16 protein-coding genes are annotated in these 15,739 nt (G+C 72.2%); 9 read left to right on the top strand and 7 right to left on the bottom strand.

What is annotated here, in order from left to right:
• Window positions 1-132: 132 nt before the first annotated feature.
• The 3 genes from AB0E62_RS19450 (at window position 133) to AB0E62_RS19440 (ending at window position 1,643) form a co-directional block, all read left to right on the top strand.
• Window positions 133-774: a TetR/AcrR family transcriptional regulator gene (locus AB0E62_RS19450; RefSeq protein WP_030787897.1), complete on the top strand. Its 642-nt coding sequence runs from the start codon at window positions 133-135 to the stop codon at window positions 772-774.
• Window positions 775-909: 135 nt separating this feature from the next.
• Window positions 910-1,137, top strand: a complete 228-nt coding sequence (locus AB0E62_RS19445; RefSeq protein WP_030649699.1) for a DUF3107 domain-containing protein — start codon at window positions 910-912, stop codon at window positions 1,135-1,137.
• 236 nt (window positions 1,138-1,373) lie between these two features.
• Window positions 1,374-1,643, top strand: coding sequence for a hypothetical protein (locus AB0E62_RS19440; RefSeq protein ID WP_362194762.1), 270 nt, complete (start codon window positions 1,374-1,376; stop codon window positions 1,641-1,643).
• A gap of 72 nt (window positions 1,644-1,715) precedes the next feature.
• Here the strand turns inward: AB0E62_RS19440 and AB0E62_RS19435 are convergent, their stop codons facing one another.
• Window positions 1,716-2,462: a ferritin-like fold-containing protein gene (locus AB0E62_RS19435; protein ID WP_362194759.1), complete on the bottom strand. Its 747-nt coding sequence runs from the start codon at window positions 2,460-2,462 to the stop codon at window positions 1,716-1,718.
• 535 nt (window positions 2,463-2,997) lie between these two features.
• On the opposite strand from AB0E62_RS19435, the gene AB0E62_RS19430 reads away from it, so the two are divergent.
• Together AB0E62_RS19430 and AB0E62_RS19425 are read left to right on the top strand one after the other, a co-directional pair.
• Entirely contained in the window at window positions 2,998-5,817 is a 2,820-nt protein-coding gene (locus tag AB0E62_RS19430) for a DEAD/DEAH box helicase (RefSeq protein WP_362194756.1), read from the top strand.
• 165 nt (window positions 5,818-5,982) lie between these two features.
• Window positions 5,983-6,873: an alpha/beta hydrolase gene (locus AB0E62_RS19425; RefSeq protein WP_362194753.1), complete on the top strand. Its 891-nt coding sequence runs from the start codon at window positions 5,983-5,985 to the stop codon at window positions 6,871-6,873.
• Here AB0E62_RS19425 and AB0E62_RS19420 read toward each other — a convergent pair.
• Window positions 6,870-7,778 (bottom strand): NYN domain-containing protein, encoded by a 909-nt coding sequence (locus tag AB0E62_RS19420; RefSeq protein ID WP_362194750.1) that lies wholly within the window; start codon window positions 7,776-7,778, stop codon window positions 6,870-6,872. The two genes, AB0E62_RS19425 and AB0E62_RS19420, sit on opposite strands and share 4 nt — an antisense overlap.
• A gap of 207 nt (window positions 7,779-7,985) precedes the next feature.
• Between AB0E62_RS19420 and AB0E62_RS19415 the strand changes: the two genes are divergently transcribed.
• Window positions 7,986-8,138 (top strand): hypothetical protein, encoded by a 153-nt coding sequence (locus tag AB0E62_RS19415; RefSeq protein ID WP_167345759.1) that lies wholly within the window; start codon window positions 7,986-7,988, stop codon window positions 8,136-8,138.
• 55 nt (window positions 8,139-8,193) lie between these two features.
• Here the strand turns inward: AB0E62_RS19415 and AB0E62_RS19410 are convergent, their stop codons facing one another.
• The 3 genes from AB0E62_RS19410 to AB0E62_RS19400 all read right to left on the bottom strand — a co-directional run bounded on the left by AB0E62_RS19410 (window position 8,194) and on the right by AB0E62_RS19400 (window position 10,561).
• The gene (locus AB0E62_RS19410) at window positions 8,194-8,799 is read right to left on the bottom strand and encodes a MarC family protein (RefSeq protein ID WP_318201534.1); all 606 of its coding nucleotides are present in this window, start codon (window positions 8,797-8,799) and stop codon (window positions 8,194-8,196) included.
• Window positions 8,800-8,872: 73 nt separating this feature from the next.
• On the bottom strand, window positions 8,873-9,730 hold the full coding sequence (locus tag AB0E62_RS19405; RefSeq protein WP_362194746.1) for a PHP domain-containing protein: 858 nt from the start codon (window positions 9,728-9,730) through the stop codon (window positions 8,873-8,875).
• Between the two features lie 189 nt (window positions 9,731-9,919).
• Window positions 9,920-10,561, bottom strand: a complete 642-nt coding sequence (locus AB0E62_RS19400; protein ID WP_362194743.1) for a DUF6758 family protein — start codon at window positions 10,559-10,561, stop codon at window positions 9,920-9,922.
• A gap of 166 nt (window positions 10,562-10,727) precedes the next feature.
• Between AB0E62_RS19400 and AB0E62_RS19395 the strand changes: the two genes are divergently transcribed.
• A complete protein-coding gene (locus tag AB0E62_RS19395; RefSeq protein WP_362194740.1) occupies window positions 10,728-11,951 on the top strand; it encodes an MFS transporter in 1,224 nt (407 codons plus the stop codon).
• A gap of 54 nt (window positions 11,952-12,005) precedes the next feature.
• Here AB0E62_RS19395 and AB0E62_RS19390 read toward each other — a convergent pair whose 3' ends face one another.
• Window positions 12,006-12,590 (bottom strand): suppressor of fused domain protein, encoded by a 585-nt coding sequence (locus AB0E62_RS19390; protein WP_362194737.1) that lies wholly within the window; start codon window positions 12,588-12,590, stop codon window positions 12,006-12,008.
• A 459-nt stretch (window positions 12,591-13,049) separates the two neighbouring features.
• Here AB0E62_RS19390 and AB0E62_RS19385 point away from each other — a divergent pair, with 459 nt between their 5' ends.
• Together AB0E62_RS19385 and AB0E62_RS19380 are read left to right on the top strand one after the other, a co-directional pair.
• Window positions 13,050-14,174 (top strand): magnesium and cobalt transport protein CorA, encoded by a 1,125-nt coding sequence (locus AB0E62_RS19385; protein ID WP_362194734.1) that lies wholly within the window; start codon window positions 13,050-13,052, stop codon window positions 14,172-14,174.
• 33 nt (window positions 14,175-14,207) lie between these two features.
• On the top strand, window positions 14,208-14,723 hold the full coding sequence (locus AB0E62_RS19380; protein ID WP_362194731.1) for a hypothetical protein: 516 nt from the start codon (window positions 14,208-14,210) through the stop codon (window positions 14,721-14,723).
• A gap of 91 nt (window positions 14,724-14,814) precedes the next feature.
• Here AB0E62_RS19380 and AB0E62_RS19375 read toward each other — a convergent pair whose 3' ends face one another.
• Window positions 14,815-15,558: a hypothetical protein gene (locus tag AB0E62_RS19375; protein ID WP_362194728.1), complete on the bottom strand. Its 744-nt coding sequence runs from the start codon at window positions 15,556-15,558 to the stop codon at window positions 14,815-14,817.
• Window positions 15,559-15,739: the final 181 nt, after the last annotated feature.

Genomic DNA, 15,739 nt, shown 5'->3' with positions numbered 1-15,739 from the left:
CCCGGGACGCCGCACGGCTTTCGCCGTCGTCCGGTACGTGAAATTCTGCGCTCGCACCGCGCACACCACTGTTACCGAAAAGTACGATGGCCGCGCGGCCGAGACCGCATGTGGACGACTTTGGGAGGCGGCGTGACAGCCATCGAGCAGACTGAGGCGGCACGCCCGCGGGGCACCCGTCTGCCCCGCCGAGCCCGGCGGAACCAGTTGCTGGGCGCCGCTCAGGAGGTTTTCGTCGCCCAGGGCTACCACGCGGCGGCGATGGACGACATCGCCGAGCGGGCCGGGGTGAGCAAGCCGGTGCTCTACCAGCACTTCCCCGGCAAGCTCGACCTCTACCTCGCGCTGCTGGACCAGCACTGCGAGTCGCTGATCCAGGCCGTGCGCGGCGCGCTGGCGTCGACCACCGACAACAAGCAGCGCGTCCGGGCGACGATGGATGCCTACTTCGCCTACGTGGAGGACGACGGCGGCGCCTTCCGGCTGGTCTTCGAGTCCGACCTGACCAACGAGCCCGCGGTGCGCGAGCGCGTGGACAAGGTCACCAACGAGTGTGCCGAGGCGATCTGCGACGTCATCGCCGAGGACACCGGCCTGTCGCGCGCGGAGTCGATGCTGCTCGCCTCCGGCCTCGGCGGACTCGCCCAGGTGGTCGCCCGCTCCTGGCTGCACAGCGACCGCAGCGTCCCGCGCGACCAGGCGGTGCAGCTGCTGGCCTCGCTGGCCTGGCGGGGCATCGCCGGCTTCCCGCTGCACGGCACCGAGCACCACTGAGGGACCGTTTGTTCCCGCACGGTGTTCGCTCCTGGCGTTCCGGCGCGGGGCGTGTACGTCCCCTCACCGGACTAATGTGTGCGGAGTACGGCGCGGTTGATCGCGCACATCACTGACCGTCGGAGGGACATAGCCGTGGAGGTCAAGATCGGCGTGCAGCACGCGCCCCGCGAGATCGTTCTGGAGAGCGGTCAGAGCGTCGAGGAGGTCGAGCGCGTGGTGGCCGAGGCGCTGGCCGGCAAGACGGGGCTGCTCAGCCTCCAGGACGAGAAGGGCCGCAAGGTCCTGGTGCCGACGGACCGGCTGGCGTACGTGGAGATCGGCGAGCCGACCGTGCGCAAGGTGGGTTTCGGCGCGCTCTGAGCGGAAACCCCGCGCGTCGCAGCGGAGTCGTCACGAGGGCCCGGCGGTCATGTGCCGCCGGGCCCTCGCGTACGGTCCGGGGCACCGTGTGCGGGTGCTCGCGCCCACCCGTGCGAGGGTGCTCCGCACACACGTACGGAGCACAACTTCTCCACAGCCAAGGATTGCAATTCGCAGGTCACGGGTAAGACGGGCTACGACCGTCGAGCCGGACAGGCCGTGGGAGGGACCCCGACATGATCTTCGAAGCACTCGGCTCCGCCGTGCTCGGTCTGATTCTCGCCTGGGCGGCGGCGCACCGGCTCGCCCATCGGCTGCCGGCCCGCCCGCTGGTGTACTCGACGGGCGTGGCCGCAGCCCTCTTCGGCGACTTCGTCACCCGTACCGCCCTGGGTCCCGGCACCGTGCCGCTCAGCCTGCTGGGCGCCGCGGTCATCTCGGTGGCGTCGCTGTCCCTGCTGCTGCGCCCGGCGGGCCGCCTGCGCAGGCGATCGGCGCCGGCGTGAACCGGAGCAGGGACCGGGACGGCACCGGCGCCCGGGTTCGGTCCGGGCGGGAAGCCCGGGACCGTGCGGCACTCAGGCCGCGAGGCCCAGCGCGGCCATCCGCTTCGTGTGCGCCTCGGTGATCCGCGAGAACATCCTGCCGACCTCGGCTAGGTCGAAGCCGTCGGCCACGCCCCCCACGAGCATCGTGGACAGCGCGTCCCGCTCGGCCACCACCCGCTGCGACTGGGACAGCGCCTCGCCCATCAGCCGCCGCGCCCAGAGCGCCAGCCGGCCGCCCACGCGCGGGTCGGCGTCGATGGCGGCCCGTACCTTCTCCACCGCGAACCCGGCGTGCCCGGTGTCGTCCAGCACGGCGAGCACCAGCTCACGCGTGTCGGAGTCGAGGCGCGCCGCCACCTCCCGGTAGAAGTCGCTGGCGATCGAGTCACCGACGTACGCCTTGACCAGGCCCTCCAGCCAGTCCGACGGCGCGGTCTGCCGGTGGAAGCCGTCGAGCGCGGCCACGAACGGGTCCATGGCGGCCGTCGGCTCCTCGCCGATCCCGGTCAGCCGGTCCCGCAGCCGCTCGAAGTGGTGGAACTCCGCCGAGGCCATCTTCGCCAGCTCCGCCTTGTCCGCGAGGGTCGGCGCCAGCTTGGCGTCCTCCGCGAGCCGCTCGAACGCCGCCAGCTCTCCGTAGGCGAGCGCGCCGAGCAGGTCCACGACGGCGGCGCGGTACTGCGGGTCGGCGGACGCCTGCGCCCAGTCCTGGGCGGCGACACCGGTGGGGCCGGGGGATTCGGCGGACGCGTTCTCAGGCTTGTCAGAGCTAGTCATGAGGCGCACAATAGCCCGCTCGGCGGCTCGCTCAAGCCCTTGGCCGATCCCCCGGACGATCATCCCGGAACCCCGGCCGATCACTGTGACGACCACTACGTGACCGAATCGGCCATCGCATGTGCGCCAATCCGGGGTATGGTGGTAATGCGCCTGCTGAGTGCGTCGACGGTGTTCGACGTGTCCCGACAGGCCGCACGCATGAGGATGCCCGGTCGGTGGCCCGATCGGCTCCGACCCGACAGCTCTCCACGACCGTGCGGCTCAGACCGTACGACAACGGGAGAGACCCTCAGCGGTACGAGCGCTAGAGCGTCGGCAGAGGTCCCGTGTCTTACGGCTTGCCCGAGTGGTTCGTCCGTACGGCAGCCGACGTCCCCGGCACGGTCAGACATGACCCCCCGCGCTCGCCTCGCACCGCACACACAGAAGAGGCAGCACCCTGACTACGACGTTCCGAGACCTCGGGATCCTTCCCGAGACCGCCGAAGCCCTGGAAGCCGTCGGCATCATCACCCCCTTCCCCATCCAGGAGATGACGCTCCCCGTAGCCCTGTCGGGCACGGACGTCATCGGGCAGGCCAAGACCGGCACCGGCAAGACGCTGGGCTTCGGCCTCCCGCTCCTCGAGCGCGTCACCGTCCCCGCCGACGTCGAGGCCGGACGCGCCACCCCCGAAGACCTCACCGACGCCCCGCAGGCCCTCGTCGTCGTCCCCACGCGCGAGCTGTGCACCCAGGTCACCAACGACCTGCTGACGGCGGGCAAGGCCCGTAACGTCCGCGTGCTCGCGATCTACGGCGGCCGGGCGTACGAACCGCAGGTCGAGGCCCTGAAGAAGGGCGTCGACGTGGTCGTCGGTACCCCGGGCCGGCTCCTCGACCTCGCGGGCCAGAAGAAGCTGGACCTCAAGCACGTCAGGTGCCTGGTCCTCGACGAGGCCGACGAGATGCTCGACCTGGGCTTCCTGCCCGACGTCGAGAAGATCATCGACATGCTGCCGGCCAAGCGCCAGACCATGCTGTTCTCGGCGACCATGCCGGGCGCGGTCATCGGCCTCGCGCGCCGCTACATGTCCCGGCCCACGCACATCCGCGCCACCGCGCCGGACGACGAGGGCGCCACGGTCGCGAACATCAAGCAGTTCGTGTACCGCGCGCACAACATGGACAAGCCGGAGATGGTCGCCCGCATCCTCCAGGCCGAGGGCCGCGGACTGGCGATGATCTTCTGCCGTACCAAGCGCACGGCCGCCGACATCGCCGAGCAGCTCCAGCGGCGCGGGTTCGCCTCCGGCGCGGTCCACGGCGACCTCGGCCAGGGCGCCCGCGAGCAGGCGCTGCGCGCCTTCCGCAACGGCAAGGTCGACGTCCTCGTCTGCACCGACGTCGCCGCGCGCGGCATCGACGTCGAGGGTGTCACCCACGTCATCAACTACCAGTCCCCCGAGGACGAGAAGACCTACCTGCACCGCGTCGGCCGTACGGGCCGGGCGGGCGCCAAGGGCACGGCGATCACGTTCGTCGACTGGGACGACATCCCGCGCTGGCAGCTGATCAACAAGGCGCTGGAGCTGGACTTCCACGAGCCGGTGGAGACGTACTCCAGCTCGCCGCACCTCTTCACCGACCTGGGCATCCCCGCGGGGACCAAGGGCATCCTGCCGCGCTCCGAGCGGACCCGTGCGGGTCTGGACGCGGAGGAGCTGGAGGACCTGGGCGAGACCGGCGGTCGGGGCGCACGCGGCCGGGGCCGCGGTGGCCGGGGCGACCGTGCCCCGTCGGCCGACCGCGCGCCGGCGGCCGAGCCGGAGCGTCCGGCCCGTACGCCGCGCAGGCGCCGCCGTACGCGCGGTGGCGCGCCGCTGGACGCCGCCGCGACCGCACCGGCCGCCGCCTCCACGCCGGTCGCCGAGGCCGTCGGGACGGAGGAGGCCGAGTCCGCCGCGCGTACCCCGCGCCGCCGTCGCCGTACGCGCGGCGGAGCTGCCGCACAGCCGGTGACGGCCGCCGCGGCGGCCACGGCGGCCACGGCGACCGAGGAGACGCCCGCCGCCGAGCCGGTGGCCGTCGCGGAGGTTCCCGCCCCCGTCGAGGAGGCCCCGGAGAAGCCGCGCCGCCGCCGCACGCGCAAGTCGGCGGCGACCGAGCCGGCGCAGGCCGAGGCTCCGGTGACGACGGAGGCTCCGGCCCTCGTCGCCGAGCCCGTGGCCGCGACCGCCCCGGTGGCGGAGCCCGAGGCCGCGCCGGCGACGGAGACCAAGCCGCGCCGCCGCACGCGGAAGACGGCCGAGCCCGCCCCCGAGGCGGCGGCCGTGGAAACGGCCGAGGCCGCGCCGGAGACCAAGCCGCGCCGGACGCGGAAGACCGCGTCTGCCGTGGAGCCCACGGCAGACGTCGCCGAGGGCGCGGAGACCAAGCCGCGCCGGACGCGGAAGACCGCGTCTGCCGTGGAGCCCACGGCAGACGTCGCCGAGGGCGCGGAGACCAAGCCGCGCCGGACCCGCAAGGCCACGGCCGCCGTGGAGTCCCTGGAGACCGAGGCCGAGGCCAAGCCGCGCCGGACGCGGAAGACCACGGCCGCGGCACCGGAAACCACCGAGGCGGAGGCCGAGACCAAGCCCCGGCGCACCCGCAAGACGGCTGCCACCGCCGAAGCCCCCGAGGCCGAGGCGGAGACCAAGCCGCGCCGCACCCGCAAGACCACGGCTGCGGCACCGGAAACCACCGAGGCCGAAGCCGAGGCCAAGCCGCGCCGCACCCGCAAGACCACGGCTGCGGCACCGGAAACCACCGAGGCGGAGGCCGAGACCAAGCCCCGGCGCACCCGCAAGACGGCTGCCACCGCCGAAGCCCCCGAGGCCGAGGCGGAGACCAAGCCGCGCCGCACCCGCAAGACCGCCGCAACGGCACCGGAAACCACCGAGGCCGAAGCCGAGGCCAAGCCGCGCCGCACCCGCAAGACCGCCGCGACCGCCCCGGAGGCCCCGGAGGCCGAGGCGGAGACCAAGCCGCGCCGGACCCGCAAGGCCACGGCCGCCGCCGAAGCCCCCGAGGCCGAAGCCGAGGCCAAACCGCGCCGCACCCGCAAGACGGCTGCCGCCGCGGAAGCCGTTGACGGCGAGGCGGTCGCCGCTCCGAAGGCACGGCGGGCCCGTAAGGTTACGGCCGCCGAGGCGGCTGCCCCGGAGATTCCGGCGCAGTCCACCGAGGAGCCGGAGGCCAAGCCGCGGCGCCGGACCCGCAAGGCGGCTCAGTCCGCCGCCGAGGCGGTCGGTGAGAGCGCCGGCACGACGGCGCCCAAGCCGCGCCGGACCCGCAAGGCCACGGCTGCCGCAGAGGCGCCCGAGGCCTGATCCGGCGCCGCACGCGCGGCGACGGCAGGGCATCAGCACCGGTCCGATGGCCGGGTCCACGACAGTGGGCCCGGCCATCGGCGTCTCCGCCCCGGCCGGAACCCGCGCCCCGTGCCCCCGCCACCCATCACCCCCCTCCCCACCCCCTCCCGATAGCCTCTCCCCATGAGCAGGCCCGCCACCTTCGTTCCGCCGCCCGGTGCCCGTGCGTACCCGCTCCGGACGGTGCGCGGTGAGTTCGCCGTGGTCGACGCGCCGGTGGCCGCCGGTGTCGAGCCGAGGGGGGTGGCACTGCTGCTGCCGGGGTTCACCGGGAGCAAGGAGGACTTCAACCCGCTGCACGTGCCGCTCGCCGAACGCGGATACCGGACCGTCGCCGTGGACGGGCGGGGCCAGTTCGAGTCGGACGGCCCGGTGACGGACGAGTCGGCCTACGCGCAGGAGGAGCTGGCGCGGGACGTGCTCGCGCAGGCGGAGGCGATCGGCGGCCCGGTGCATCTGCTGGGGCACTCCCTGGGCGGCCAGATCGCGCGCGCGGCCGTGCTGCTCGACCGCTCACCCTTTCTGTCGCTCACTCTGATGGCCTCCGGCCCGGCGCAGATCTCGGCGCCCCAGCGGGAGCGCGTGAAGCTGCTCCGGGACGCGCTGGCGGTGCTGAGCATGGCCGAGGTGTGGGAGGCGCTCCAGGCGATGGAGCCGCCGGAGGAGACGGAGGCGCCGGCGCTCGACGCCGGGCTGGACGACCGGGCGGACCTGCGGCGCCGCTGGCTGGGCACCAAGCCCGCCCAGTTGCTGGCCACCGGTCGCCAGCTGTGCACGGAACCGGACCGGGTCGCCGAGCTGGCGGCCGTACCGCTGCCGTTCCATGTGCTGTCGGGCGCGCGGGACGACACCTGGCCGCTGCCGCTCCTCGACGACATGGCCCTGCGGCTGCGGGCCCGGCGCACGGTCATCGAGGGCGCCGAGCACTCCCCGAACACCGACCGGCCGCTGGAGACGGCCCGGGCACTGGCCGGCTTCTGGGACGACAGCGCGGACGCCCGACGGAGGGCCTAGTACTGGGCCCGAAGGTGCTCCCAGAAGCCGTCCCGGAGCGCGCGGCGCAGCTCCGCCTGGCCGCGCAGGGAGTACTGGAGCAGTGCCTCGGCCTCGACCAACAGGTCCTGGTCGACGGAGCCGGGGAGGTAGGGGTGGCCGGGGAACAGCTCCACGAGCGCTTCCCGGCCCCGGGAGGCGAGCCACTTGGCCGCGATCTGGGCGCCGACGAAACGGACGTCCTCGCGGGTGGGCCGGGCGGTACCGGTGGCGTCGTACGCGGCGGCCGTGCGCCGGGAGACGTACGGCTTGAAGAAGTCCAGGTCGAAGGTGCGCTGGCTGTCGACCTCCCAGAGCAGCGGTTCGGCCTGGTTGCGGCCCTCGGGTGCCTCGATGCCCCAGAGGTGCACGCGGGCGCCGTAGCCCTGGGCCGCCTCGACCGCCGAGACCAGGTCCTCGTCGCCGCCGAGGAGGGCCGCGTCGCTGATCGCGCGGTGCCTGGCCAGTGACTCCAGGTCCGAGCGGATCAGCGAGTCGACGCCCTTCTGCTGGTTGCTGGCGTTGAGGTTGCCGAGGCGGACCTTGACGTCGGGCAGTTCGGCGATGGCCTGCTGCTCGGCGGTGTGGATGCGGCGCCGGGCGCCGTCGTACCAGTAGACGCGCAGCAGCCTGCTGTCCGCGAAGATCGTGCGGGCGCGGTCGATCAGCGCGTCGATCAGGCCCTCGGCGTCCAGGTCGAAGGCGCGGCGGTCCTCGGTTCCGGCGACCAGCCGGCCGGCCGCGGCGTACAGATAGCCGGCGTCCACGAAGATCGCGTGCGTCGAGGGCGTCTTCGCCACCTCGGCGAGCATGCGCTCCAGCAGCTCGTTGGTGCGGTCGATGCGGGCCCCGAGGGCGGCGGCCAGGTCGTCGTTCATTGCCTTCATTGTCCTGGTGGTCACACTACGAACACAACCGGTCCCGGTCGGTCCCTTGCGCGCCGCTTACCGGTCAGTTATTAGTCGTTCGAAAAATTTCTTTAGCGTAGGGAATGTTCGTAACAAAGGGAGCGTTGACTAGGTACGACACCGGGAGCACCGGCTGTCACACCAGTAGTTCTCCGCAGGAGGATGACCAGACGAAGGGAGAAGCCCGTGCGCTTCGAAATCATGCGACTCGACGAGGTCGACGGCACCGCCGTGGACAGCACCGTCGTGGACGCCGCCTCCGTCAACCGGATCGTTCAGCAGGCCGCCGCCATCGGGCAGCGCCTGTGGATCCGCCCGGCCGAGACCCAGGCCTCATAGCCCGCACGCGGGCGTTCGCCACTCAAGCTTTCCGGGGGAGCCGAGCCGACGAGGGTCAGCTCCCCCGGATCACCTGAGTGACACCGTTGATGATCTGCTGGACGGCGATCGCGGAGAGCATCATGCCCGCGAGCCGCGTCACCAGTACGACGCCGCCGTCCTTGATGACCCGGATGATCAGCAGCGAGTAGCGCATCACCAGCCACAGCACGACATGGATCGCGAGGATCGCGGACCACACCGAGATCTGCGTGGTCACGCTGTCGGCCTTCTGCACGGCCAGGATCACGGACACGATCGCGCCGGGCCCCGCCAGCAGCGGCATGCCGAGCGGCACGAGGGCCACGTTGACGTCCTTCGTCTGCTTCGGCTCGTCGGTCTTGCCGGTGAGCAGGTCCAGCGCGATCAGCAGGAGCAGCAGTCCGCCCGCGATCATCAGCGCCGGCACGGAGACGTGCAGGTAGTCCAGGATCTGGTGGCCCAGGACGCCGAAGACGGCGATGACCCCGCCCGCCACGCAGACGGCCTGGAAGGCCATCCGCTTCTGCACCTTGGCCGGCCGTCCGGCGGTCAGGGCGAGGAAGATCGGGGTGATCCCCGGGGGATCCATGATGACAAAAAGGGTCAGGAACAGAGAGCCGAAGACGGCGATGTCGAACATGAGGGAAGTACAGGCCTTGCGGGAGGAGGAAGTACGGGCGTGAGGGGGTACGGCGGGCCGGCCCCGGAGGGCCTCAGGCTCCGCCGGTGCCCGGCACCGGGAACGCGCCCGTCGCCCGCCGGGTGATCTCCCCGTACACCTCGGGGTCGGTCGCGTACGCGCCCAGCGTCACGGTCTTGCGGCTGCCGTGGTAGTCCGAGGAGCCCGTGACCAGCAGCCCCAGCTCCCTCGCCAGGCCGCGCAGCCGGGCCCGGGCGTCGAGGTCGTGGTCCATGTGGTCGACCTCGATGCCGTCCAGTCCGGCCTCGGCCAGCTCCGCGATCCGGGCGTCGGGCACGGTCCGGCCCCGCTTGGCGGCGGCCGGGTGGGCGAACACACAGACGCCGCCCGCGCCCTTGACCAGCCGGATCGCCTCGAAGGGGTCGGTCTCGTGCTTCTCCACGAAGGCCCGCCCGCCGTCGGCCAGCCACTCCTCGGTGAACGCGTCGCTCACCGTCGGCACGACCCCCAGCTCCACCAGCGCGGTGGCGATGTGCGGGCGCCCCACGGAGCCGCCCGCGGCGATCCGCTCGACCCGCTCCCAGGTGACCGGCACGCCCAGCGCGTTCAGCTTGGCGACCATGCCCTTGGCCCGCGGGACCCGGTCGTCGCGGACCAGTTCCCGCTCGGCGAGCAGGGCGGGCTCCTCGGGGTCGAAGAGGTAGGCCAGCAGGTGCATCGAGATGCCGTCGATCCGGCAGGACAGCTCGGCACCGGTGACCAGGGTCAGCCCCTCGGGCAGCGCGGCGAGGGCCTCGCCGTACCCGCGCGTGGTGTCGTGATCGGTCAGCGCGACGACGTCCAGCCCGGCCGCGGCGGCGTTCCGCACCAGCTCGGCCGGCGTGTCCGTCCCGTCGGAGGCCGTGGAGTGACAGTGCAGATCGATACGCACGACGACTCCAGACGGACCAGCGGAAGAAACACGGACACTCAAGGATAGCGGTGATTTCCGCTGCGACTGTCACACCCGAACCCAGGAAGCGCCCCCTACGGAAGCCGGCCTGAGGGGCGCGGGGAACTGCGCGGCAAGCCCCGGCACACCCTCACCCGCCCACGCGCCGAGCCCGGAACCCAGCAGGCGTCAGGGCCGGAGCAAGCGCGGCGACAACGCTCCGCACGGCACCAGATCTATCTCCGCCCCAGCGTCCCGCAGATCCGTCAGCACCAGCTCGTCGTACATGAGCAGCCCGGACTGCTCGGGCCAGATCACCGCCCACAGCCACATGCCGAGCGCCTCACCGGCGAAGACGGCGCGGTCGTCGGGGGTGCGGTAGACATGCCAGAGCGGGGTGGGGCGGCCGGCGGCGAGCACCTTGGTCTGCGGCGGCTTCTCGACGTTCATGTACGAGCCGGGGTCCGGGCCGTCGATGCCGGCGTACCGCGCACCGAGGCCGACGCCCAGTTCCTCGGCGATCAGGATCAGCTCACCGGGACCGCCGAGCGGGCCGGGACCCGAGCAGGCCACCGCGACCGCACGGCCGCCGCTGCGGTCGTCCCCGGCGTACGCCACACCGGTGAACAGCCAGCCGACCGGCAGCGGCCACGGCATCCAGACCGGCACCTGTGTGCGATGCACGACGACGTTGAGCGCCTCGACGCTGGGCGGGATCACGGGCTGCAGCGGATACACCGTGCCGTGCACATCGCACTGCCACGCATCGGCGAAGAGTCCGGGAGCCCTGACCCGGCCACCGCACCTCGGGCAACTGGGTTCGCCCCTCATAGGGCTCCACGGTCCTACCCCCGACCGCCCACGTCAAGGATGATCACCCGTCCGGACGGAAGTGCCGGCCATGTGCCCGGCCGGCAAGATAGATGCATCTTGCATTAATTAGGTGCACTAACTTACTATGTGTATAACCCAACTATCTAGCGGACGGGAGAAGCACATGGACCCCCTAGACGCGGGAGCCGGCAGCATCCTGCGGCAGCCCAAGGCGGTCTGGGCCACGGCCGGCGCCTCCGTGGTCGCCTTCATGGGCATCGGCCTCGTCGATCCGATCCTGCCGTCGATCGCCCAGGGCCTGCACGCCACGCCCAGCCAGGTGTCCCTGCTCTTCACCTCGTACTTCCTGATCACAGCCGTCGCGATGCTGCTGACCGGGTTCGTCTCCAGCCGGATCGGCGGCAAGAAGACGCTGCTGCTCGGCCTCGCGTTCGTGGTCGTCTTCGCCGGCCTGGCCGGCACCTCCGGCTCGGTCGGGCAGCTCGTGGGCTACCGGGCCGGCTGGGGCCTCGGCAACGCGCTGTTCGTCTCCACCGCCCTCGCGGTCATCGTGGGCGCGGCGGCCGGCGGCAGCGCGGCGGCGATCCTGCTCTACGAGTCCGCCCTGGGCCTCGGCATGGCCTGCGGCCCGCTGCTCGGCGCGGTCCTCGGCAACGTCAGCTGGCGCTACCCGTTCTTCGGCACGGCCACGCTGATGGCGGTCGGCTTCCTGTGCATCACGGCGTTCCTGAAGGAGCAGCCCCGGCCGGCCCGCAAGACCTCGGTGCTGGACCCGCTCAAGGCGCTCGGCCACGGCGGGCTGGCCTCGGCGGCGGTCTCCGCGTTCTTCTACAACTACACGTTCTTCACCGTGCTGGCCTTCACGCCGTTCGTGCTGGACATGACGCCGTACCGGTCGGGCGCGGTGTTCTTCGCCTGGGGCGTGCTGCTCGCCGTCTTCTCGGTGATCGTGGCCCCGCGCGTGCAGGAGCGGTTCGGCTCGCTGAAGGTGCTCGGGGGCTCCCTCGTACTGCTCGCGGCGGACGTGCTCGTGCTCGGCTACGGCAGCCACACCGCGGCCGTCGTCTGCACGATCCTGTCCGGCGCCTTCATCGGCGTGAACAACACCGTCTACACCGAGCTGGCCCTCGGCGTGTCGGACGCCCCGCGCCCGGTGGCGAGCGCGGGCTACAACTTCGTGCGCTGGTTCGCCGCCGCCGCCGCGCCCTACTTCGCGCCGAAGATCGAGGAGTGGACCGACATCCACGTCCCGTTCGTGGTCGCGGCCGTCACGGCGGTGCTGGGTGCGCTCGTGGTCGTCGTACGACGCAAGGCACTCGCGCACGAGGCGGAGGAGCTGGAGCCGCGGCACGCGACCGAGGACGGCGTCGGCGCCTTCGCCAACTGACCGGATCCGGCCTTGCGTTGGTGAGATCGGTCACTCCCGGCGGGCGGGACCGGGTCAGTCCAGCCGGACGGACCCGCGGGCGGGATCCCTCAGGTCCGTCCCGTTCGCCAGCCAGCGCTCCTGGAGGGCCTGGGCACCGTGCACCCGCTTCCAGGCGGCCTCGTTCGGGGTCATCGGCAGCAGCGGCAGGAACCGTACGGGGTCCATCGGGGCGTCCAGCTCCAGGTCCTCGACCAGGCCGCCGGACTCGCCGACCAGCACCGAGGTGAAGGGGGCGCCGGGCCACAGCGGCTCGCCCACGTCCAGGGAGGCGCCGGGGGCCACCACCAGGCCCTCCACCTGCGGGCTCGCGGCCAGGACGGCGAGCGGGCGGAGCACTTTGCCGGTGTCGGCGAGGCCCGCGCGCACGGAGAGCACCAGTTCGGCGCGCGGGCCCTCGACCGGGTCGGCGAGCATCGCCGTGGGGTCCGTCATGGGCTGCCGGGACATCCCGAGGGTGGCGTACCGGACGACGTCCCCCTCGTGGAAGCGGAGCACCTCGATGCGGTCCGCGCCGAGGAAGGTGACGGCGGCACGCGCGTCCGGCTCGCCCAGCGCGGTGGTCAACCGGGCCTCGACCAGAGGAAGAACATCAGCCATGCGGGGAGCATAGAACTCGTCAGCGGCGGGCAAAGCGGCGCCTTGACAGTACGGGCGGCTGATACTCTGAGCCGGTGGTTCGGGGCGACACGCGCAAGCGTCGTTGTCAAGTCCCGACACCGTTGAGACTCCCTTACGAGGGACCGGCCGGAGGAGGTGGGGCTGCCATGGATCGAAGTCGACCGTGCAGTACCACTCGCTCTTCCGGCCGCTGAATCCAGTTACCGGCTGACCGCCGTCTTCCTTTGCGCGTCGTCGTTCGGAAGAGCATCTCGTTTCGCTTTGCCTGATCTGTCTGATCTGCATCAGTTCTGCATCGGCAGTGAAGCCGCCACCGCGACGGTGCGGTGCTCCCCGCTTTGTGGACGTGCCCCGCACGCACAGCCAGGACGTCCCCATTCCGGGTAGTTCCACCCGTTGCCGCGCGCTTTCGCCGCCCGCCCGCGAAGGAGCCTGCCCATGTCGATGATCCGCGACCTGCGTGCCGTGGTCCGCCCCTCGTCCCGCGTCTCCCTGCGCAAGGACCCCGGCACGTCGTACGACACCACGCGCGACCCCGCGACGCCCTCGGCCGTCGTCGACTGCGCCGTCTACCGCGACGGCGCCCGGCTGCAGAGCGCGGGGCCGCTGAGCCCGCAGGAGGCGATGCGGCTGGTGCGCCGCGACGGCGGATTCGTCTGGATCGGCCTGCACGAGCCGACCGAGGCGGAATTCGCCGGTATCGCCGGCGAGTTCGGGCTGCACCCGCTGGCCGTGGAGGACGCCGTGCAGGCGCACCAGCGGCCCAAGCTTGAGCGCTACGACGACTCGCTGTTCACGGTCTTCAAGACCATTCACTACGTCGAGCACGACCGGCTCACCGCCAACAGCGAGGTCGTGGAGACCGGCGAGGTCATGTGCTTCACCGGACGGGACTTCTTCATCACCGTCCGGCACGGCGGCCAGGGTTCGCTGCGCGCGCTGCGCCACCGCCTCCAGGACGACCCGGAGCTGCTGGCCAAGGGTCCCTCGGCCGTGCTGCACGCCATCGCCGACCATGTGGTGGACGGCTACATCGCGGTCGCCCACGCGGTGCAGGACGACATCGACGAGGTGGAGACCGAGGTCTTCTCGCCCGGCCGCAGGGGCGGGGTCTCGCGCGGTGTGGACTCCGCGCGCATCTACCAGCTCAAGCGCGAGGTACTGGAGTTCAAGCGGGCGGTGGCGCCGCTGCTGCGGCCCATGCAGCTGCTGAGCGAGCGGCCGATGCGGCTGATCGACCCGGACATCCAGAAGTACTTCCGGGACGTCGCCGACCACCTGGCCCGGGTGCAGGAGCAGGTCATGGGCTTCGACGAACTGCTCAACTCCATCCTCCAGGCCAATCTCGCCCAGGCGTCCGTCGCGCAGAACGAGGACATGCGCAAGATCACCGCGTGGGCGGCCATCATCGCCGTACCGACGATGGTGTGCGGGGTGTATGGCATGAACTTCGAGCACATGCCCGAACTGCACTGGCGGTACGGCTATCCGGTGATCATGGGCATCACCGCCGCGATCTGTCTGGGCATCCACCGCACGCTGAAGCGCAACGGCTGGCTGTGAGCGGGCCGGTCCCGCCTGGTTAGGCTGGGGCGCATGACAAGCGAGCTGCTCGACCGGGCCCTCATCGAGGAGGCCGTGAAGAAGTCCGGTCTCATCTGGGTCAGGGCCGCCGGTGCCCCGGCCGCGCGGGCGCTGTGGCACGTGTGGCACGAGGGCGCGGTGTGCGTGGTCGGCGACGGGCCGGGCGAGCAGCCGCTGGCGGGGCTGGCCGACGGGGGCTCTGCCGAGGTGAGCGTGCGCAGCAAGGACAAGGGCGGCCGGCTGGTGACGTTCCCGGTGACCGTGTCCGAGGCGGCGTCCGGGTCCGAGGAGTGGCAGGCGGCGGTCGCCGAACTGAAGGGCAAGCGGCTGAACGCCCCCGACGGCGAGGAGATGCCGGCCCGCTGGGCCCGCGAGTGCCGGGTGCTGCGCCTGGTGCCGACGGGTCCGGTGCTGCCGCTGCCGGACGGCGACCTGGCGGCGCGCCCGGTCGCGACCCCGGTGACCACCCGCGGCCCGGTACCGGCCGGCCTGCCGAAGCTGCTGATGAAGCGCCGGAAGAGAAAGTGACGGAGGCGGGCGCCGTCGCGGCCCGCACCCGGTGCCGGCGGCCCTCCGGCACGCCCCCGGCCGGAGCCGGCCGCCCGGGCCGCCGCGCCTCCTACGACGCCGGCAGCTGTCTGCCGTAGTCCACCGTCTCCGACTTCGCCGGTTCCTCGACGGAGAAGCTCCGGCCCCAGTCCGAGAAGCGGAGCGTGCCCGCGTCGCCGGCGCGGACCAGGCGCAGCGGATAGGGGGTGCCCTGGAGGGACACGTCCAGCGTGCCGCCGGAACCGTGGTCGCCGGTGATGCGGATCGTGCGGGTACCCGATCCGTCGGCGTGCCGGCCGTCCGTCGCCAGCGCGCCGTGCAGCGTCAGCAGACCGTCGAGGAGGACGTCCTTGTCCGTGAAGCCGCTGAACTTCTTGTACGCGGGGTCCCCCTGCGGCACCTTCACGTACTTGCCGTCGAGCTTGCCGGAGGCGCCGTCGCCGCCGTCGGCGTGGTGCCAGAAGTCCGCTCCGGCCTTGAGGTACAGCTCGTCGCCGACCCGCAGCAGCTTGAACGTCGTCCCCTGCGCGGTCACCGACCCGGTACCGCCGTCCGCCGTGAGCCGCATGTCCAGCCGGTACGTACGGCCGCTGCTGACGACGGTCCCGGACAGCCGTACCGCGCTCGCCGCGTCCGCCGCCGCCCGCGTCTTCGCCTGGATCCGGTCGGCGGGCAGCTTGCCGACCCCGTTCGTCCCGGCGTCGGGATCGTCGCCGCCGCACCCCGACAGCGTCAGCGCTCCCGTCACGGCCAGTGCGCAGGCCGTGGTCACCAGCGTGGTGCGGCGGGTACGGCCCCGGGGAATCGCAGTCACGGAGGGGGCTGCCTTTCTGACGGTTCCTGAGCGGCGTACGGCAGGGTACCGGGGCTCCGGCCGCCCGGCGGAGCCGGTCCGTACGGACCGGCCACCAGGGCGTATCCGTTCCGGACGGGCTAGCCTGAAGCGCACCCGTGCGGGCATGTCCGAGCAATTCCCCCGATCCCGACGCAAAGGA

This window comes from Streptomyces sp. NPDC038707 (assembly GCF_040636485.1).
GTDB lineage: Bacteria > Actinomycetota > Actinomycetes > Streptomycetales > Streptomycetaceae > Streptomyces.
Note: the sequence above shows the minus strand (reverse complement) of the source record. Positions and strands in the feature narration are given on the sequence as shown.

Excerpts from the sequence above, each read along its gene's own strand:
- AB0E62_RS19400 (WP_362194743.1), bottom strand. The coding sequence starts at position 10,561 with ATGAGGGGCGAACCCAGTTGCCCGAGGTGCGGTGGCCGGGTCAGGGCT.
- AB0E62_RS19410 (WP_318201534.1), bottom strand. The coding sequence starts at position 8,799 with ATGTTCGACATCGCCGTCTTCGGCTCTCTGTTCCTGACCCTTTTTGTC.
- AB0E62_RS19380 (WP_362194731.1), top strand. The coding sequence starts at position 14,208 with ATGACAAGCGAGCTGCTCGACCGGGCCCTCATCGAGGAGGCCGTGAAG.
- AB0E62_RS19395 (WP_362194740.1), top strand. The coding sequence starts at position 10,728 with ATGGACCCCCTAGACGCGGGAGCCGGCAGCATCCTGCGGCAGCCCAAG.
- AB0E62_RS19440 (WP_362194762.1), top strand. The coding sequence starts at position 1,374 with ATGATCTTCGAAGCACTCGGCTCCGCCGTGCTCGGTCTGATTCTCGCC.
- AB0E62_RS19385 (WP_362194734.1), top strand. The coding sequence starts at position 13,050 with ATGTCGATGATCCGCGACCTGCGTGCCGTGGTCCGCCCCTCGTCCCGC.
- AB0E62_RS19390 (WP_362194737.1), bottom strand. The coding sequence starts at position 12,590 with ATGGCTGATGTTCTTCCTCTGGTCGAGGCCCGGTTGACCACCGCGCTG.
- AB0E62_RS19430 (WP_362194756.1), top strand. The coding sequence starts at position 2,998 with ATGACGCTCCCCGTAGCCCTGTCGGGCACGGACGTCATCGGGCAGGCC.
- AB0E62_RS19425 (WP_362194753.1), top strand. The coding sequence starts at position 5,983 with ATGAGCAGGCCCGCCACCTTCGTTCCGCCGCCCGGTGCCCGTGCGTAC.
- AB0E62_RS19435 (WP_362194759.1), bottom strand. The coding sequence starts at position 2,462 with ATGACTAGCTCTGACAAGCCTGAGAACGCGTCCGCCGAATCCCCCGGC.
- AB0E62_RS19420 (WP_362194750.1), bottom strand. The coding sequence starts at position 7,778 with ATGAAGGCAATGAACGACGACCTGGCCGCCGCCCTCGGGGCCCGCATC.